At 62.4% G+C, this 14,618-nt stretch carries 17 protein-coding genes and 1 tRNA gene; 10 read left to right on the top strand and 8 right to left on the bottom strand.

Annotation, left to right across the window (positions count from 1 at the left end; all coding sequences use genetic code 11):
• Nucleotides 1–2: 2 nt before the first annotated feature.
• Nucleotides 3–887: a cytochrome c oxidase subunit II gene (locus AC1D08_RS24655; RefSeq protein WP_477227391.1), complete on the bottom strand. Its 885-nt coding sequence runs from the start codon at nt 885–887 to the stop codon at nt 3–5.
• Between the two features lie 290 nt (nt 888–1,177).
• A complete protein-coding gene (locus AC1D08_RS24650; RefSeq protein ID WP_477303895.1) occupies nt 1,178–2,080 on the bottom strand; it encodes a LysR family transcriptional regulator in 903 nt (300 codons plus the stop codon).
• 191 nt (nt 2,081–2,271) lie between these two features.
• On the opposite strand from AC1D08_RS24650, the gene AC1D08_RS24645 reads away from it, so the two are divergent.
• Nucleotides 2,272–3,558, top strand: coding sequence for a serine hydrolase domain-containing protein (locus tag AC1D08_RS24645; RefSeq protein WP_477303893.1), 1,287 nt, complete (start codon nt 2,272–2,274; stop codon nt 3,556–3,558).
• Between the two features lie 38 nt (nt 3,559–3,596).
• Nucleotides 3,597–4,457 carry an NmrA family NAD(P)-binding protein gene (locus tag AC1D08_RS24640; protein WP_457153539.1) on the top strand — a complete coding sequence of 287 codons (861 nt, stop codon included), beginning with the start codon at nt 3,597–3,599 and terminating at the stop codon, nt 4,455–4,457.
• 94 nt (nt 4,458–4,551) lie between these two features.
• Here the strand turns inward: AC1D08_RS24640 and AC1D08_RS24635 are convergent, their stop codons facing one another.
• The 3 genes from AC1D08_RS24635 to map all read right to left on the bottom strand — a co-directional run bounded on the left by AC1D08_RS24635 (nt 4,552) and on the right by map (nt 7,325).
• On the bottom strand, nt 4,552–5,274 hold the full coding sequence (locus tag AC1D08_RS24635; RefSeq protein ID WP_457153540.1) for a hypothetical protein: 723 nt from the start codon (nt 5,272–5,274) through the stop codon (nt 4,552–4,554).
• Nucleotides 5,275–5,691: 417 nt separating this feature from the next.
• Nucleotides 5,692–6,450 (bottom strand): RadC family protein, encoded by a 759-nt coding sequence (gene radC, locus AC1D08_RS24630; RefSeq protein WP_457153541.1) that lies wholly within the window; start codon nt 6,448–6,450, stop codon nt 5,692–5,694.
• 47 nt (nt 6,451–6,497) lie between these two features.
• Nucleotides 6,498–7,325 carry a type I methionyl aminopeptidase gene (map, locus tag AC1D08_RS24625; protein WP_095087741.1) on the bottom strand — a complete coding sequence of 276 codons (828 nt, stop codon included), beginning with the start codon at nt 7,323–7,325 and terminating at the stop codon, nt 6,498–6,500.
• Between the two features lie 199 nt (nt 7,326–7,524).
• On the opposite strand from map, the gene AC1D08_RS24620 reads away from it, so the two are divergent.
• The 8 genes from AC1D08_RS24620 (at nt 7,525) to AC1D08_RS24585 (ending at nt 12,029) form a co-directional block, all read left to right on the top strand.
• On the top strand, nt 7,525–7,947 hold the full coding sequence (locus AC1D08_RS24620) for a hypothetical protein (RefSeq protein WP_457153542.1): 423 nt from the start codon (nt 7,525–7,527) through the stop codon (nt 7,945–7,947).
• 112 nt (nt 7,948–8,059) lie between these two features.
• The gene (locus AC1D08_RS24615; protein WP_477398056.1) at nt 8,060–8,299 is read left to right on the top strand and encodes a hypothetical protein; all 240 of its coding nucleotides are present in this window, start codon (nt 8,060–8,062) and stop codon (nt 8,297–8,299) included.
• A gap of 134 nt (nt 8,300–8,433) precedes the next feature.
• Nucleotides 8,434–8,730, top strand: coding sequence for a DUF982 domain-containing protein (locus AC1D08_RS24610; RefSeq protein WP_457155586.1), 297 nt, complete (start codon nt 8,434–8,436; stop codon nt 8,728–8,730).
• 93 nt (nt 8,731–8,823) lie between these two features.
• On the top strand, nt 8,824–9,183 hold the full coding sequence (locus tag AC1D08_RS24605; protein WP_457155587.1) for a DUF6074 family protein: 360 nt from the start codon (nt 8,824–8,826) through the stop codon (nt 9,181–9,183).
• Nucleotides 9,184–9,407: 224 nt separating this feature from the next.
• On the top strand, nt 9,408–10,637 hold the full coding sequence (locus AC1D08_RS24600; RefSeq protein WP_477424261.1) for a pilus assembly protein TadG-related protein: 1,230 nt from the start codon (nt 9,408–9,410) through the stop codon (nt 10,635–10,637).
• Nucleotides 10,638–10,657: 20 nt separating this feature from the next.
• The gene (locus AC1D08_RS24595; protein WP_246461618.1) at nt 10,658–11,083 is read left to right on the top strand and encodes a TadE/TadG family type IV pilus assembly protein; all 426 of its coding nucleotides are present in this window, start codon (nt 10,658–10,660) and stop codon (nt 11,081–11,083) included.
• Complete coding sequence (locus AC1D08_RS24590) at nt 11,073–11,477, top strand: TadE/TadG family type IV pilus assembly protein (RefSeq protein WP_457151860.1); 405 nt, start codon at nt 11,073–11,075, stop codon at nt 11,475–11,477. The genes AC1D08_RS24595 and AC1D08_RS24590 overlap by 11 nt, the downstream gene beginning before the upstream one ends.
• A 267-nt stretch (nt 11,478–11,744) precedes the next feature.
• A complete protein-coding gene (locus AC1D08_RS24585) occupies nt 11,745–12,029 on the top strand; it encodes a hypothetical protein (RefSeq protein WP_457151859.1) in 285 nt (94 codons plus the stop codon).
• A gap of 87 nt (nt 12,030–12,116) precedes the next feature.
• On the opposite strand, the gene AC1D08_RS24580 is transcribed toward AC1D08_RS24585, so the two are convergent.
• The 3 genes from AC1D08_RS24580 to AC1D08_RS24570 form a co-directional block, all read right to left on the bottom strand.
• Nucleotides 12,117–12,548, bottom strand: a complete 432-nt coding sequence (locus tag AC1D08_RS24580; RefSeq protein WP_457151858.1) for a pyridoxamine 5'-phosphate oxidase family protein — start codon at nt 12,546–12,548, stop codon at nt 12,117–12,119.
• 274 nt (nt 12,549–12,822) lie between these two features.
• Nucleotides 12,823–12,897, bottom strand: a tRNA-Glu gene (locus tag AC1D08_RS24575).
• A gap of 290 nt (nt 12,898–13,187) precedes the next feature.
• A complete protein-coding gene (locus tag AC1D08_RS24570; protein WP_457151857.1) occupies nt 13,188–14,438 on the bottom strand; it encodes a YcbK family protein in 1,251 nt (416 codons plus the stop codon).
• Between the last annotated feature and the right edge of the window lie 180 nt (nt 14,439–14,618).

The raw sequence follows: 14,618 nt of genomic DNA, 5'->3' as shown, positions 1-14,618 counted from the left end.
TTTCAGCGAGACCCGACCGTTTCGAGCTTTGCTGCAATTTTCAAACCTGACGCCGTCGTCTTGCCCGGCGCCTGGTCTGCCGAGCCCGTTTGCTGGGGTGCCGACAACTGGGCGAAAGTCTGCTGCTGGCCAAGCCATGCCAGATAGTCTTGCTGGGTGTCGACCATGACCACACCATGCATCAAAGGATGGCCTTGGCCGCAAAGTTCGGCGCACAAGACCTGAAAGGTTCCGGTCTTGGTCGGGGTGAACCAGAAATAGGTGACCGAGCCCGGGATCATGTCCATCTTGGCGCGGAATTCCGGCACATAGAAATCGTGCAGCACATCGATCGAGCGGAGCAGCATCTTGACCGGCTTGCCGACCGGCAGATGCAGATCAGCCGCCTCGACCACGACATCGTCCTGACCATTGGGATCGCTGGCGATCACGCCCAGCGGATTGTCAGCGGTGACGTCACGGGTGTCGGATGTGCCAAGCTTGCCGTCCTTGCCCGGCAGGCGGAAACTCCACTGCCACTGCTGGCCGACGACTTCGACGTCGGTTGCGTCGCTCGGGACGTTGACAAACCGGCTCCAGACGAACAGGCCGGGAACCAGCAACGCCGTGACCCCAACCGCGGTGACGATCGTCAGCCACGATTCGAGCCGTTTGTTCTCCGGTTCGTAGGCAGCCCGGTTTCCGTCCCGATGACGGAAGCGGAAGACGCAATAGGCCATGAACAGAACCACCGCGGAGAAGACGACGCCGGTGATCCAGAAGGTGATGATGATGGTGTTGTCGATATAGCTCCAGTTCGAGGCAATCGGCGTCCACCACCATGGGCTCAGGAGGTGAAACAACACCGAGCCCACGACGACCAAAACGAGTACAAGCGCTACGGCCATGTCCCGTCCTCCCGGCATTCGAGGGAGCGCGAAGCTGTCCCGGCGAATGCCAAGGTCATCATGCTTGATTTGCGATCGAAATTCCAGAGCCGACTATCTTGACGGGAAAAATGCGCCCTTTTGCCGCCGCGACCTTTCGAAAAGGCCGTTTCCAGGCCCTCATGCTGGATTGGCCTTTCCGCCTGATGGTTGCCGGCAGTTGCAACACCGATTCGCCCCAGATCCGCAGCGCCCGCGTGAATGGCGCTCAAATCAGTTGCAGCGCCGGCAGCCACAACCGTGCGGATCGGTTACGCGCCGACAGCAATCTCCTGGATGAAATCCAGAAGCGCCCTGACCTTCGCCGGCGGGAGGTGGCGCGAGGGGTGATAGGCATAGAGCGGATAGAGTTCCTCCGACCATTCCGGCAGGATCTGAACAAGCTCACCTCGCGACAGTAGAGGCGCCAAGCCGATCGCGAGGCTCTGGAAAATGCCTTGACCGGCCAGGCAAGCGGCGATCGCGACCGAAGGGTCATCCATCACCAGACGACTGGAGACCTTGACCTCCTTGACCTCCCCGCCGCGCCGGAACTCCCAGGGAAAGGGCAGGCCGGTCTGGGGATCGCGGAAGAGAAGCGCTTCGTGTTGGACGAGATCATCGGGTGATCGCGGCTCGCCGTGCTTTTCGAGATAGGCCGGAGCGGCGACCGTCAGGATACGGGTCTCCAGCAGCTTGCGCACGATGAGGGATGACTCATCGGGAGGCCCGAAGCGCACCGCCACGTCGACGCCAGTCATCATCTCCTGGCGATAGTTGCTGGTCAGGAAATCGACCGAAAGCAGGGGATAGCGAACCAGAAACGCCTGCAGCTTCGATGCAAGCACCATACGCGCGAACCACGGGTCCACCGAGACGCGCAGCCGGCCGCGCACGACCGCCGCCGCGCCGGCGGCTTCGGCGGCCGCCTCATCCAGGCCAGCCAGAAGCGGCAGCACCTGCGTGTGGAAGCGGCGGCCTTCCTCGGTGAGGCTGACCTCGCGTGGATTGCGATCGAAAAGCCGCACACCAACCCGCGCTTCCAGGCGCGCGACGGCCCGGCTCACCGCCGACGGCGTCAGGCCGAGCATCTCCGCGGCGCGGGCGAAATTCCCTGCCTCCGTTACCGCTGCCAGGACACCGACACCGGTCAGAAGCCGTGTATCGAAAGCCATTCGATCTCCCTTCGCCCTGCAGGTCTCCGCCGGAGCCTAACGCGATGAGCAGTGAATCTGAGTCACTTTAACACTGATCCTTATGCGCGTGAATCACGTCATGGCACGACTTACAAGGGTGACGTCCTGGCAACGCCGGGGCGAACGGCCGAGCAGATCGGATTTCCTTCGATCCGGAAAGGAGGTTAGCCATGGACCACCTCACACGCAGGACGATGCTTCAGCGCGGCGGAATGCTGGGAGCCATTCTGGCTCTCGATACGGTCAGCCCCGCTTTGGCCAGAACAACGGCGGCCGGTTCGTCCGTGCGGTTCAAGGCGATCGACGCCGCCTTGCGGGAAGGCGTCTCAAAGAACGACGTGGCCGGCGTCATCGCCGTCGCGGCGACACCGAAAGGCATTATCTACGAGGGTGCCTTCGGCAAGGCGAACGTCGCAACGGGCGCACCGATGACGCTCGACACGGTGTTCTGGCTGCTGTCGATGACCAAGGCCTTCACGGCGACGGCCTGCATGCAGCTGATCGAGCAGGGCCGCCTGCATCTGGATGACGACGCGGCGAAATACCTGCCAGAACTGGCCGCGCCGCAGGTTCTCGACGGCTTTGCCGAGGACGGAACGCCGCGGCTGCGGCCGGCCAGGCGTGCGATCAAGGTGCGTCATCTGCTGACGCATACCTCCGGCTACACCTACTCGATCTGGAGCGAGGCTCTGACCCGCTACGAGAAGGCGACGGGCATGCCCGACATCGCGACCTGCAAGAATGCTGCCTTCGCGGCTCCGCTCGAATTCGAGCCTGGCGAGCGGTGGGAATACGGCATCAGCATGGACTGGGTCGGCAAGCTGGTCGAGGCGGTGTCGGATCAGTCGCTCGAGATCTACTTTCGCGAGAATATCTTCGCGCCGCTCGGCATGAAGGATTCAGGCTTTCTGATCGGGGCCGGGCAGAAGCGGCGCGTCGCTACCTTCCACAATCGCCGCGCCGACGGCGGGCTGGAGCCGGCGCCCTTCGAGATGCCGCAGCGGCCGGAGTTCTTCATGGGCGGTGGCGGTGCTTTCTCGACGCCGCGAGACTACATGGCGTTCCTGCAGGCGCTGCTGAACGGAGGCGCGCTGCATGGCGTCCGAATCCTGCGTCAGGAGACGGTCGCCATGATGATGCAGAACCAGATCGGCGAGCTGAACGTCCAGCAGATGCGCTCGGCGCAGCCGTCCTATTCCCGCAGCTTCGACCAGTTCCCGGGACAGTCGCATAAATGGGGCCTGTCTTTCGATATCAACACGCAGCCGGGACCGAACGGGCGCTCCGCCGGCAGCATCGCCTGGGCAGGCCTGCTCAACTGCTACTTCTGGCTCGACCCGGTGAAGCACATCACCGGCGCGCTGTTCACCCAGGTCCTGCCCTTTTTCGACGAGCGGATCGTCGCGCTCTACGGCGAATTCGAGCGCGGTCTCTACCGCGGGCTCGATCTCGCCTGATCCACTACCCCAGACAAACGAGAGATTGGAAAACGACGATGTATGCCATCACCGGAATCACTGGAAAAGTCGGCGGAGCGCTCGGCCGCGCGCTGCTGGAACAGGGCCGGCCTGTCCGCGCCGTGGTCAGGGACGCCAACAAAGGTGAAGAATGGGCGGCACGCGGCTGCGAGGTCGTACTTGCCGGACTTGAGGACGCCGAGGCGCTGACAGCTGCGTTCACCGGCGCCGAGGGGGTCTTCATCCTGCCCCCATCGGAGTTCGACCCCGAGCCCGGCTACCCCGAGGCTCGCAAGGTCATCGACGCCATCGTCGAAGCGCTGAAGGCCGCGCTGCCGGACAGAGTGCTTTGCCTGTCGACGATTGGAGCCGATGCAGCGCAGGACAACCTCTTGTCGCAGCGCACGATGCTGGAAGAGGCGCTCTCGGCGCTCCCGCTGCCGGTGACCTTCCTGAGACCGGGTTGGTTTCTCGAAAACGCAATGTGGGATGTCGCCTCCGCACGCGACACAGGTGTGATCTCGAGCTTCCTGATGCCTGCCGACAAGCCGTTCGCGATGGTCGCGACGAGCGATGTGGGGCGGATTGCGGCAGACCTGATCCAGGAGCATTGGACGGGCAGGCGCGTGGTCGAACTCGAAGGCCCGCGCCGTGTCTCGCCCAACGACCTGGCGATCGCCTTCACCAAGGCGTTGGGACGGCCGGTGCGGGTCGAAACGGTGCCTCGGGACACTTGGGAGGGCCTGTTCCTCTCCCAAGGCATGAAAAATCCGGGCCCGCGCATGCGCATGCTGGACGGCTTCAACGAGGGCTGGATCGACTTCGCCAATCAAGGCGCAAGTGCTGTCAAGGGACGCATTGGCCCCGAGGAAATTATCGCGACGCTTTGTTCAACGTGAAAGTCGAGACCAGAAACAGCAACGCCGCCAGGCAGGCCCGGCGGCGTCTTCCTAGACTGCTGTTTTGCTAGACTGCTGTTTTGGGTCGCGATACCTACGGTGTCCCCGCCTTCTGGAGCGCGTCGGCCATTTGGTCGATCTTGCCGGCAAGGACGCCCTCGGCCCAATCCGTGACATCGGCGTCGACCGGCTTGTTGGCCATGTCCGTCAGCGCCGCGTCGAGCGATGCCTGATCGGTGCCGACCGTTGCAGCGTCAGCTGCCGCCTGGGCCTGGGCGGCCGTCGCGTTGTCGGCGGCGACAACGGCCTGCTGAGCAGCGATCTGATCGTTCAGGTCCTGGATTTGTTCAGGCGTGGCGGACGGGTCCGCCTGCAGCGTGGTCATCTGCGCATTCAGGGCATTCAGCTTATCCTGGGCGTCGTCCGCCGCCGCGGCCGCCTCGTCAGCCGCGATCTGGGCGTTCTTGGCTATCGCGGACTGCGTCACGAAGGCCTGAATGCCGGCGAACTTCTTGCTCTTGGAGTTCATGTAGGCGTTGATGTTGCGCTGCAGCGAGTTCAGCCTGCCAAGCTTGGCATGGATGTTCTTGTCCTTGTGCACGGACTTCGTATTGACCGTGGTGTCGGTCGTTGTGTCCGTTACCGTCTTGGCCGCCCGCCCCGGGGCCGACGCAGACTTGCCATGCGAAGCCCCGCTCTTGCCGTTGCCGCCGGCGTGGCCGTGCCCGTTGCCGTTGCCTCCACCATTGCCGCCAGCATTGCCACCGCCGTTGCCGTGCCCGTTTCCGGCGAGCGCCGGAGACGCCAGAAGCGCCAATGCGGCGAGCGCCGCGAACAGAGTTTTTCGGTTTGTCATGATATCTCCTCCTTGAGGAACCTCCGCCCAACCGCTAGAGCAGCGTCATATGAGGATTCACTAATCGTGCGCAATAAACTTTAGACAAATACGGTTTCACTGCGCGAGCCTGACAACCAACGAACTCCATAACCATTTGATATTACAATATAAATCAGCGCTATGAGACCGTCGCGGCACTGAAGTCCCATACCGGCCAGACCATGGTCCTAGTCTGCCCACCAGCGGCACGGTAACAGTCGTCGAGTGGTTGTCGGAAAGGCGTTGAAACAAGGGAAGTCGGTGGGTGCGATCCAGTGCGGCGCCACCCGACGCGTCACGCGCGAACGCCTAGCTTCTCGCGGCGTACACGACTTCGCGAGCGTGTAGCTCATCGCACTAGATCAGCAGCAGGCCCTTCATGCTGGAATAGCCTTTGCGCCCGATGATGATGTGGTCATGCACGGCGATGCCCAGCCGCTTGGCCGCGTCGACGATCTCCTTCGTCATCTCGATGTCGGCGCGCGATGGCGTCGGATCGCCTGACGGATGGTTGTGCACCAGAATGATCGCGGTCGCCGAGAGGTCGAGCGCGCGCTTGATCACCTCGCGTGGGTAGACAGGCGTGTGGTCGACGGTGCCGACCTGTTGCACCTCGTCGGGGATCAGCGCGTTCTTCTTGTCGAGGAACAGGATGCGGAACTGCTCGCGCTCCTCGAAGGCCATTGCCGAGCGGCAATAGTCGAGAAGCTGCGTCCATGAGGAGAGGACCTCGCGGCCATGGACCTCGCCGCGCGCCATGCGCTGCGCGGTCGCCGCGACGACCTTCAGGTCGAGCGCCACCGCGGGGCCGATGCCCTTGACCTCCTGCAGCAATGCAAGCGATGCGCCAAGCACTTCGGCCAGCGTGCCGAAGCGCGCCAGAAGCGCCTTGGCGACCGGTTTGGTGTCGGCGCGGGGGATCAGGCGAAAGAGCAGAAGTTCCAACAATTCGTAGTCGGGCAGGGCCTCCGGACCGGCCGTGGCAAAGCGCTCGCGCAAGCGGTCGCGATGGCCGAGATAATGCGGCTTGTCGTTGAGCGCCTTTGCTTTCGCCGCTGGCCGGACCGGCACTTCGGAGAAGAAGCCTCGCTCGTCGTCGTCGCTTCCGGTCCCCACGAGCTGCTCCGCATTTTCCTGGGCCGGAAAGAACCGGCAAAACAAGGCTAGGCCGGCAGGCCGGGGCGGTCGAGCTTGTTGGGCGACAGGGTGAAAATCTCGCAGCCGGTGTCGGTGACGCCGATCGTGTGTTCGTACTGTGCCGACAGCGAGCGGTCGCGTGTCACCGCGGTCCAGCCATCCGACAGCACCTTCACATGCGGCCGGCCGAGATTGATCATCGGCTCGACGGTGAAGATCATGCCTGGACGCATCTCGACGCCCTCATTGGCGCTGCCATAGTGCAGGATGTTGGGTGCGTCGTGGAAAAGCTGGCCGACGCCGTGGCCGCAGAAATCGCGCACCACCGAGCAGCGCTCGGCCTCGGCATAGGTCTGGATGGCGGCGCCGATGGCGCCAGTGCGTGCGCCGGGCCTGATCGCCGCAATGCCGCGCATCAGGCATTCATGGGTGACCTCGAGCAAGCGCTCGGCGGCGCGCTTGATCGTGCCGACCGGGTACATGCGCGAGGAATCCCCGTGCCAGCCGTCGAGGATATAGGTGACGTCGATGTTGACGATGTCGCCATCCTTGAGCGGCTTGTTGTCGGGAATGCCATGGCAGACGACATGGTTTATCGAGGTGCAGGACGATTTCGTGTAGCCGCGATAGTTGAGCGTTGCCGGCAGCGCGCCGTGGTCCATGCCGAATTCGAAGACGAAGCGGTCGATGGCTTCTGTGGTGACGCCAGGCTCGACCATCGGCACCAGTTCGTCGAGGCAGCGCGCGGTGAGATCGCATGCCTTGCGCATGCCGGCAAAGCCTTCCTCGCCATAGAGGCGGATCTGGCCGGTGTTTCTGAGTGGTGCGGTGGCGGCGTCGAGATAGGTGACCATTTTGTCCGTGTAGCCGGGTAGGCCCTGCGAGAGGCCGACGTGAAAATCTCCCCAGATTTGGCACTTGGAGGCAAAAGGTTCAAGGACGAACTGCTTGATGCAGCCGCGCACCTCGGGATATTCGCCCTGTATCAGGTGATGACTTGCCGGTTTTCGCCGGCTTGCTTTCCTTTCCGGCCATCGTGCGTTAGGGCGGGTGATGTTTTCGAGACCGGGTCCCTTCACGGCGGCCAAGCGCACCAGATTGCTCGAAGCGCCGCTGACGACAGTCTGCTCATGCCTGATGGGCATGGTGCTGCTGGCGATGCTGTGCCTCGGCCGCCCGGACGTGCCAGCTTTCGCGGATGCTGCATCGGGCGGCGCCAGCATCGGCCTGGAACGGTCTGGAGAGGCGGCGGCGCTGCTGCGTGTCACCGGCAAGGCGCAAGTGCTGGAGGTTCGCGCCGGGCGGCCGTCCCTGGTCAAGTTCGCCAGCGGCCATCCCGCTTTGCCGGTTCTCGACGCCGTCTTTTCTTGGCTTGAGCGGACTTCGCCGAAGGCGGCTGTTTCGGGATACGAAGCGCCCCCGGGGTCCAGGGCAAATGCCCATCAGCCGCGCGCGCCGCCGACCATCGCGGCCTGAGCGGTCCGCGACCGCAGCTTCACCCCTGATCTATCCCTGTTCGCGTCGTGAACGTGCGGCGGCTGTCGGCCGTGCACCGGTCGCGCGGCGCGTCGTTTCCGGAACCATTTCAATGCAACAACGCATCAAGACATTCAAAACCCTGTCGCGCGCTGCCTCGGCTGCCGCGTTTCTCTCCGTCCAGGCGCTCATCTGCATCGGAACCGTCTATTGGGCGGTTGCCGAGACGCTCGGGCTGTCGGAAATGGCGGCACTTGTCCTCGGGGGCCTCTTCGCCGTGCCGACCGTATTTGTGCTGATCGCCGCCACCCGCATGGCTTTCGACGCTGAGACGGATCCGGCGAACCAGTAAGCCTGGCGGCCCTTGGCGCGGTCGCGATCACAAAGGGGTCGCGACCGCAGTGACGACACATTTCTGCGCCAAAGGCGGTCGAAGCAACTTTTGACGACGAACAGCGTAGGGACGCCGGTTCGGGAGATAGGGACATGGACAGACTGCAATTCGAGGTTCCGGTGCGCATAGCACCCGCGCCCGGCCTGCCGGTCGAGGAGATCTACAGCGTCGAACAGGCGCTCGATATTCTTCAGGGCTGGCCTGTGCGCCGTCAGGGCCCGATCTATCAGAAGGCGTTCAACGCCTGCTTTGGCGCCACGGTGGACGTGGTCAAGACCGAAGACGCCTGCCGGGCGTTCATGGCGTTTTGTCGTGCAAGCGGACTGATGGCCAAGGACATGATGATGCCGCGCAAGCGTGGCGGCGAGGCGAGAACGCTGCAGGCTTGAGGGCCGTCCACCGTTTTCACCTGCCCCAATTGAAATGCCGACGATCGCGTTTGAACGCACACGGCGATGCCGGGGGCGGATCTGGACGCGTCAATGCCAGCGCCGTTAAGCTTCCGTTTCCACATTCGCGGCTACGCCATTGCTTGTTCAGCAATGGTTGATTCGTTGCGTCAGTTCATGGTTCGGAAGATGTCCCCAGAAAAAGTCCGCGCATTCCCGATTGATCGTCAAACAGTGTTGGTGAGGGAAGTCGCCGCCAAACTCGACAACCTGCATGGCGATACCGCCACTTCGTTCTGGAGGGCCAAGGCGTCGGAGTTGCTCGATCTCGTTGTCGGATCCGGCAGAGACAAAATAGCGGCCAGCGATGAAGTGCGCAGATTCTTCCTTGCCGTACAGCGCGAGATGTCGGCCAGAGCGGCCGCCGGGGCGACACCGATTCTATCCGCTTGAAGTCCGGGCCATCCGGCAAGCCGGGGCACGTGTAACTCGCTGCGCAGTTGCCCTATTAGCAAATGGTAAACTATCTCCGGGCGCGAGCTTTTGCTCACCGAGCTGTCCTGTGCGCGTTGATTAGCCAACACACAGCTTGTTTTGGAAGCCAATAGATCACTGCTCAAAAATGAACCGAACTTTTTAGCCCTTCGTTCATATATGCATGTTTTCTAATCTATTTCATGACCCTCAGTTGCTTTACCCGAGTTCGGCTTAGAGCGAACGGCTTTTGCCGGGGTACGAACGCAAACGTCGCCACCATCTTCGCCCTGACCTTGCCGATCGTCGTCGGTGCTGCAGGCTTCGGGGTGGAAACCTCCTACTGGTACTACAACAGCCTGAGGCTGCAGGCGACCGCCGATGCCGCTGCCTATGCCGGCGCGCTCGAACAGATCTCAGGTTCCGACAAGCCGACGATCGTCGCGGCCGCAACCCAGTCGGCCGCATCAAATGGACTGGGCTCCGGTACGATCGTCGTCAATACGCCGCCAGCATCCGGGCCGAACACGGCGAAGAAGGCGGTCGAGGTCATCGTCGGCCAGAACCTCGACCGGATGTTCACCTCGCTCTTCACGCAGGGCCAGGTTCCCGAACAGGCGAGGGCGGTGGCCCTCATCACCAATGCTTCGAAGGCCTGCGTGCTCGCGCTCGATCCGTCGGCTTCGCAGGCGGCACTATTTTCCGGCAACACCAGCGTCAAGCTCATCGGCTGCTCGGTCATGTCCAACTCGATCGCGTCTGACGCCATCAAGCTTCAGGGCTCGGCGGGGCTCCAGGCCGATTGCCTGATAACGGCGGGCGGCGTCTCTCTCAGCAATCCCGTCACGACCGTCTGCGCGGCCCCGATCACCCAGGCATTGCCGGCCGCCGACCCATTTTCCGACCTGCCGGCGCCCGCGGCCTCGAACCCTTGCCAGAACGCCAACAAGTCGACGCTGAAACCCGGCACCTATTGCAGCGGGCTCAGCCTCAGCGGCACAGTTACGCTGCAGCCCGGCGTCTATGTCATCCAGAGTGGCGATTTCAAGGTGAATGCGAACGCCAATGTCTCCGGTGACGGCGTCACCATTTACCTCGCTGGCTCCTCGCGCGTGTCGATGAACGGTAACGCCAACGTCTCCCTGAGCGCACCGACGTCCGGTACCTATTCCGGTGTGCTGATGTATGGTGACAGAACGAGCATAGGCGGACAGAGCACCTTCAACGGCACGGCGACTTCGCTGCTGACGGGCGCGCTTTATTTCCCCAAGCAGCAGGTCAACTATCTCGGCAACTTCTCCGGCCAGAACGGATGCACCCAGGTCGTTGCGGACACGATCCAATGGTCGGGCAACTCAACCATCAATCAGGATTGCACCAGCCTCGGAATGCGCGACATTCCGGCCACGCAGTCCGTGGCGCTGGTCGAGTAGCCTCCATGGAACGCCGATCGATGCCGATGCTGCGCGATAAAGCCGGGGTTGCCGCGGTAGAGTTCGCGATGGTCCTGCCCTTCCTGTGTGTGGCGCTGCTCGGCATCGCCGATGGCTGGTCCTATATGACGAACTCGATGTCGATGCGCGCCGGCGTGAAGACCGCCGCGAACCTGGTCATGGGAGGATCGACCAATGATACGGCGACCCAGGCCGTTGCCATTTCGAGCTGGGAGAAGCGGCCCTCGGATGGCCAGGTCACGCTAAGCCGGATTTACATGTGCGGGACGACCGTGGTCGATGCTTCCGCATTGTGCAGTGGGCCGAAGGTGCCATCCGTCTATGTTCAGATCCAGGCATCGGCCACCTGGGTGCCGCCCTTCACCTTCGGCGTTTTTTCCGGCTCCAGCGTCATCGGCCACTCGGAGGTGATCCGTGTCCGCTAGGGCAGGCGCATTCAGACGGGATCGATCGGGTGGCACCGGGTTGGAATTCGCGCTGATCGCGCCCTTTCTCGTCATGCTACTGTTCGGGATCTTCGCCTTCGGTTGGGCGATGAACTCGGTGTCCAGCGTTCGCTATACGCTGGAGACATCATCACGCTCGCTGCAGCTTCAGAACACGCTGACCCAGGCCGACATCCAGTCCATCGCCACACAGAAATTGCAGGCCCTGGGTTTGAAGGATGTGAACGTCACGATCGCCATCGATCCGGCGAGCGGTGGCTTCCGCATGGCGCATGTGACCGCCACCTATGCCTTCGCCATCAACTTCCCCTACTTCAGCGATTTCCCGATCAACTATGCGACCACGGTTACAGTGCCGCTGGTCGGCAGTTAGGCGCGTGGTCTGCCTAGTGTGGGCTTTTGGCGTGACGCAAGATGGGTACGATTCTCAGGGCTATTGCGTCAAGACGCACGCGATTGATTGGTGTCACAGCGGCGAGCAGCACGATACCGACTTCAACGAGCAGCAGACGACAAACATACGCCTTGCGCAGCAGATCGTTCAAACGCTGCGGGTGATCTGATCAAAATTCCCGATGAGAATAGTGAAGCCCGCTGCCTCTGGTGGCGGGCCTTCCGCATGGTAAGTCTCGCAACAGCCATGGCAGATACCATCATGTCCTCACCAAAGGAGGGAGCTATGGTTTCGGCTATTGCAAGTCAGCATCGGCAGGTACCTGACACTCAACTGAAAGCGACAAAGCCAGAAACAGTCGAAGGATTCGCGCCAGGCAAGAGCGCCGACAGCGTAGGACATCGCGCCAAGGCAATGGCTGCCGAAACAGGCGACACAGATCCTAACGCGCAGGGTGGCGCTGCATCGAGAATCGCCAGAATGGACATCACCGTGTTGACACCGCCGCCCGAAGAAACGCTTGCGGAGTAAAATTAGGCTGGGGGCGGCCCACCATCATGCCGGTTGCCTGCCTCACTGTGGCGGGCTTTCTGACTGGGGCCGGATCATTCTCCAAACCTACAAGTCGCCGCCGGTAAGCTCAAACACGATTGGTTCGCCCCGGAAATCAGAGTAGCGGATCCAGCGGGGCAGAATTGTGAATAGTTGTGCCCCCTGCTTCAGAAACTCTGCTTCAAGCGGACAGTTCGCTATGTGAACATCCCTTAACCGCTGTTCTTCGTCAGCCTTGGCAGGCCGGGCCCGGCCCTCAATTTGAACGGTGACGTTTTCGTCCCAACCGATCACCATGGCGACCCGGCTGTCTCGTTCGATATTTGCCAGCTTCCGACTTCCAGGAAAACTGTCGAACACGATGTTGAGATCCTCGCCCAACGTCACCTGTATGACGGCTGCCTCTGGAGACCCATCCGGATTTACAGTGCTGATAGCCCCGAGTTTATGCCTAGCCAGAAAATCGCGAACAAGTTGCCATCGATCGTTCCTGTGCATTTTGACACGTCCTCCGCGCGAATGGCCGCGACCCTATCATCGGCACCCAAGCCATAATAGTTGTGCGCCCGCTGCCTGACGGTGGCGGGCTTTGACTTTACAGTTTGAGAGCGACCCTGGCCTGCTCTTCACATCACGTCCATGTCGCACGGACCTACCGGTAGTCGCAGGAACGTCGGCGGAATCAACCAGGTGCCGTCCACGCAAATTCGCGGACGTTTATTCGGCGGATATTCGACGGACGAGGGGGGAGCCACTAAGTGCTTGAAAAGTCTGGTACGCCCAAGGGGAATCGAACCCCTGTTACCGCCGTGAAAGGGCGGTGTCCTAACCGCTAGACGATGGGCGCGCTCAGACGAAGCGGCTTATACTGGCGTTGTGCCCAACCGGCAACCCGTCAGGTGCCGCCTTGGACAACTTTTTTCCAGCCTGCCAAAACAGGGATGTTGTCGCGCCTGGCAAGGCGCCGGTGTGCCGCCAATTATGCCGAGTGGCGGCCCTGCCAAAGTGGGCAAGGGCAAGGCAGGGAAGACTTTGGTCCGCGCAGGGTACATGCCTTGGCGATCGGCGGAGACGCCTATCGCGCTTCGTCATCCACGGGCGGAGCAAGGAGCGAAGCGACGCGGCGCCGCTCCGCTATTAGCCGTCGCCGCCACCGCTGCGCCTACGGCAGCGCCAGTTCCAGTCGCGCTCGGGGCCGACGTCGACGTGGACGGATTCGGTGTGGCAGTAGGTGCCGACGCCGCCGCGGCCCGGCATGCTTCTGATGTAGTTCGCCAGTTCCCATTTCGAAACGCCGGGAACCTGGATGTCGGCGGCGGCGCAGTACATGTGCAGCGAGTTCTTCGCGCCATTGGCGCGGCGGTTGCGGGCCGGATCGCGATAGCCTGATGTCACCATCATCTTGCGGCCGTAGTGGCCTTCGATCGTCTTCAGCACGCGGACCAGCGACGGCTTCAGGCAAGCCACATCGACGCTCTCGTTCTGCTTGAGCAAGCCGTTGGGCGCCAACCGCGCCATGCCGGCGGCGGACGCGACCTGATAGGAGCCGCCGATTGGACCCTCGTCCTCGTTGAGGTCGACGTCGCTCTCGTCATCGAGGCCGGATTTGCGTTTGATCTCGAACAGGGCTGTCTGGCGCACGCCGGGCAGCGCATCGCTACCAGTGATGTGGCCGCTCTCGCCACCGGTCGAGGCCAACTGCAGCGGCTTTGCCGTGGAATCGGCCGAGGCCAGTGTGATGATCGGTTTTATGGCTGCTGGCGCCGGCTTGGCCTGCGCCGCGGGCTGGTCGCCCGACCTCGTGTTGATGAGCGGCGAAGGCGCGGCCGAGGCGGGCGTGGCGCCAAACATCGAGGCCAGGAAGCCTTTTTTCTTCGGCGCGTCGGCCTGCGGCATCTCGCCTGCCGTCACGTAGACCGCATTGTCCAACACTGGGGCGGCAGCTGGCTTCGGCGCGTTCACGCCGGCATCGGCGGCGGCGATCTGCTGGGCAACCGCGTCGTTCTGCTGCGCCGTCTGCGCCGGCTGCTGCAGGGACTGCGGGGTTTGTCCCGCGATGGTCTCGGTGCCAGCCGGCGTGGTCAGCGGAAAGGCGGCCTGCGGCTTGGCCACGGGCACATAGGCGACCTTTTCAGGGAGTGCCGTATCGCTTGCCGTCATCACGGTCGTTTGCTCGGTCGTGGTCTGCGTCGAATCGACGACGGTGGTCGACTTGCCATTCGAGGCAGCGCTTATGTCCGATGCGGTGGCATTGTAGCCGGGCATTCCAACCGACATCGTCGGGTCGCCGGCAGAGGTGCAGGAGGCCAGAAGCAGGGAGCAGAGCGCTGCCACGACGGCGCGGCGTTCTCCCTTTGCGAGGCTCCATCCTGCTGATTTCAAAGTCAAATTCCCCCTCGATGTCCGGTCGGTATATCCTTGGCGCGGCCCTGATATCGGTGCCAAGTGACCGTTGTCTCCGATCCGGAAACGAGACCTGTGTCAAATCCGCAAGCCTGGAAGTATTTTTGCAGTTATTGCCGAATTACGGCCGCGCGGTGGTTGACGACACCATTTCGCCCGCTTTTG

This window comes from Mesorhizobium sp. P2_E6 (assembly GCF_056403835.1).
Note: the sequence above shows the minus strand (reverse complement) of the source record. Positions and strands in the feature narration are given on the sequence as shown.

What these genes read in the sequence shown, in the direction of transcription:
- AC1D08_RS24655 (WP_477227391.1), bottom strand. Translation starts at nt 887, where the DNA reads ATGGCCGTAGCGCTTGTACTCGTTTTGGTCGTCGTGGGCTCGGTGTTG.
- AC1D08_RS24650 (WP_477303895.1), bottom strand. Translation starts at nt 2,080, where the DNA reads ATGGCTTTCGATACACGGCTTCTGACCGGTGTCGGTGTCCTGGCAGCG.
- AC1D08_RS24645 (WP_477303893.1), top strand. Translation starts at nt 2,272, where the DNA reads ATGGACCACCTCACACGCAGGACGATGCTTCAGCGCGGCGGAATGCTG.
- AC1D08_RS24640 (WP_457153539.1), top strand. Translation starts at nt 3,597, where the DNA reads ATGTATGCCATCACCGGAATCACTGGAAAAGTCGGCGGAGCGCTCGGC.
- map (WP_095087741.1), bottom strand. Translation starts at nt 7,325, where the DNA reads ATGGTCACCTATCTCGACGCCGCCACCGCACCACTCAGAAACACCGGC.
- AC1D08_RS24620 (WP_457153542.1), top strand. Translation starts at nt 7,525, where the DNA reads ATGTTTTCGAGACCGGGTCCCTTCACGGCGGCCAAGCGCACCAGATTG.
- AC1D08_RS24615 (WP_477398056.1), top strand. Translation starts at nt 8,060, where the DNA reads ATGCAACAACGCATCAAGACATTCAAAACCCTGTCGCGCGCTGCCTCG.
- AC1D08_RS24610 (WP_457155586.1), top strand. Translation starts at nt 8,434, where the DNA reads ATGGACAGACTGCAATTCGAGGTTCCGGTGCGCATAGCACCCGCGCCC.
- AC1D08_RS24605 (WP_457155587.1), top strand. Translation starts at nt 8,824, where the DNA reads ATGCCAGCGCCGTTAAGCTTCCGTTTCCACATTCGCGGCTACGCCATT.
- AC1D08_RS24600 (WP_477424261.1), top strand. Translation starts at nt 9,408, where the DNA reads ATGACCCTCAGTTGCTTTACCCGAGTTCGGCTTAGAGCGAACGGCTTT.
- AC1D08_RS24595 (WP_246461618.1), top strand. Translation starts at nt 10,658, where the DNA reads ATGCCGATGCTGCGCGATAAAGCCGGGGTTGCCGCGGTAGAGTTCGCG.
- AC1D08_RS24585 (WP_457151859.1), top strand. Translation starts at nt 11,745, where the DNA reads ATGGCAGATACCATCATGTCCTCACCAAAGGAGGGAGCTATGGTTTCG.
- AC1D08_RS24580 (WP_457151858.1), bottom strand. Translation starts at nt 12,548, where the DNA reads ATGCACAGGAACGATCGATGGCAACTTGTTCGCGATTTTCTGGCTAGG.